Consider the following 2,235-nt stretch of genomic DNA (forward strand, 5'->3'; position numbering starts at 1 on the left):
CGCGGCGACAGCCAGCAGGTCAAACGCGCGGTCGAGGCGCTCAAGCGCGACGGACATATCACCCTGGACAAACCGTTCTAGGAACGGCTGCCCGGTCGACCTCTTACTGCGGCCACCAGTCCGGCTTGGCGAAGGGATCGTCCGAGCTCGACTGGGCCCCGTACATCGCCATGTCGCCCATGGTGACGAACTGCTGATCCGGCGTGGCCGAACCGGTCGAACCGGCGGTCGAACCGCTGCCCGCGACGGACGTTCCGCCGGCGGCAGCACCGGCGGTTTGCGGGCCGCCCGGCGCGCCCATCGACTGAGCGGCAGGCGAGATGCGACGATTGATCCGGTTGGGGCTCGGATCGGTCGCCGGAGGCGCGAACGGATCCGACGTCACATATTTCCCCGTCGTGGGATCATATTTGTCGATCTGCGCCTGCGCGGCCTGGCTCGCCAGCGCGGTGATCGCCATCGCCATCAGTGGATATCGTATCATCGTCGCCATGTCTCTCGCCCCGTCGTCGATCGACCATAGCACCCTTTGGCTCCGATGGCGATCACGGCGGGCTCGGTCACAATCCCCCGGTGACGCCTTACCGGTCCGCCCGACGCGGCCGCGATGATCGCACGCGTCGACCAAACGGGCGAGTTATGCGACCGAATTGCTGCGACGCAACAGATGCACGGATGGACGCAGGGCGCCGCATCGCGTAGGCCTGTTCGCGACGAGGCGTTCAAAAGATCGGCGGGAGAGAGGCGATTATCGCGCGGGAACGATCCTTGGTCTGGCTGATCGCTCTCGTCTTCGTCCTCGGGGGTATCCTCGGGGGCGGCCCGACATCGCCCAATATCTCCATGTTCGTCGAGCTGCCGGCTGCGTTTCTCGGCGCCATCGGGCTGGCCGGCATCGTCGATGGCCGGTATCCACGCGAGGCGCGCATCGCCCTGATCCTGCTCGTCCTGATCTGCCTCATTCCACTGGTCCAGCTGATACCGCTGCCGGCCGGCACCTGGACCGGCCTGCCTGGGCATGACCTGCCCGCCGAGATATCGCGCCTGGTCGGCCTCTCGGACCAGGCCCGGCCTTTCAGTCTGACACCCGAGCAGACGCAGCTCGCCGCGCTGTCGCTGATCGTGCCCGCCGCGATCTTCATCGCGACCCTGCAGGTCGGCGCGGCGGGGCGGGACCAGCTGCTCCTCGTCATCGTCGGGTTCGCCTTGGTCAGCGCGATACTCGGCGTCTTCCAGACCGCCGCAGGCGGCGGGATCCATCTCGATATCTATCCGCAGGTGCATGAAGGCTATCCGATCGGCTTCTTCGCCAATCGCAATCACGAAGGTGATCTCCTGCTCATCGCGCTGCCCGCCTCGGCGCAGGTGATCCGCTCCTCGCCGCTCAAGGAGCCGACGCGGATGTGGTTGATGGTGGGCGCCGTGCTGTTCCTCTCGCTGGCGGTGATATCGACGCAATCGCGCACGGCCGCCTCGCTGCTGCCCATTGCGCTGGGCGGCACGCTGGTCGTCTGGATCGGCGATATCCGGGACAGGCGCATCTGGATCGCCTTCGCCGGCCTGGCCGTCGCCGTGCTCGTCGCCTTCGCGCTGGTGAAGCTGACTCCGATCGGCCATCGCCTCCTCGCCCGGTTCAGCACGGTGGGCGACGATCAGCGTCCCGAAATCTGGAAGAATTCCTGGGCCGCGGTGGTCGCCTTCTGGCCGACCGGCAGCGGGATCGGATCGTTCGTTCCCGTCTACCAGATGTTCGAGGATCTGAACTCGGTGCAGGACACGTGGGTCAACCACGCCCACAACGATTATATGGAAATTCTGCTGGAGACCGGCATCGTCGGCGCCGTCCTGATTGCAGCCTATGCGATCCTCGCGGGCGCGACCCTGCTGGCCGAGGCTCCGAAGCCCCTGCGCAGCCAGCGTTACACGGCGGTTTCGATGATCTTTATCATCCTGGCGCACTCGCTGACGGACTATCCGTTGCGCACCTTCGCGCTCGCGTCGATCTTCGCGCTGGCCAATGCCATGCTCTTCCTCCCGCGCGAGCGCATCCGCGTCCGGCGGCGCGGATCCTACCCGGCAAGCCCTCCCCCGGGCTTCGCAGCGGAAGGAGCCTGAGCGGGTGGCGGTGGACGGAAAGCGGAGTGGGGGTGTATTGACGGCATTCAGCTACGCGGCGGTGCGTTGAGGGACTAGAGGGGACGGCAGATGAACAAGCAGATCGCGCTTCATCCCGAC

At 66.3% G+C, this 2,235-nt stretch carries 2 protein-coding genes; one reads left to right on the top strand and one right to left on the bottom strand.

Features of this window, described 5'->3' with window-relative positions; translation table 11 throughout:
* Window positions 1–103: 103 nt before the first annotated feature.
* Window positions 104–493: a hypothetical protein gene (locus HZF05_RS13570; protein ID WP_160365532.1), complete on the bottom strand. Its 390-nt coding sequence runs from the start codon at window positions 491–493 to the stop codon at window positions 104–106.
* A 275-nt stretch (window positions 494–768) separates the two neighbouring features.
* Between HZF05_RS13570 and HZF05_RS13575 the strand changes: the two genes are divergently transcribed.
* The gene (locus tag HZF05_RS13575) at window positions 769–2,115 is read left to right on the top strand and encodes an O-antigen ligase family protein (protein WP_160365533.1); all 1,347 of its coding nucleotides are present in this window, start codon (window positions 769–771) and stop codon (window positions 2,113–2,115) included.
* Window positions 2,116–2,235 lie beyond the last annotated feature (120 nt).

The sequence above is a fragment of the Sphingomonas chungangi genome (assembly GCF_013778325.1).
GTDB classification, from domain to species: Bacteria; Pseudomonadota; Alphaproteobacteria; order Sphingomonadales; family Sphingomonadaceae; genus Solisphingomonas; species Solisphingomonas chungangi.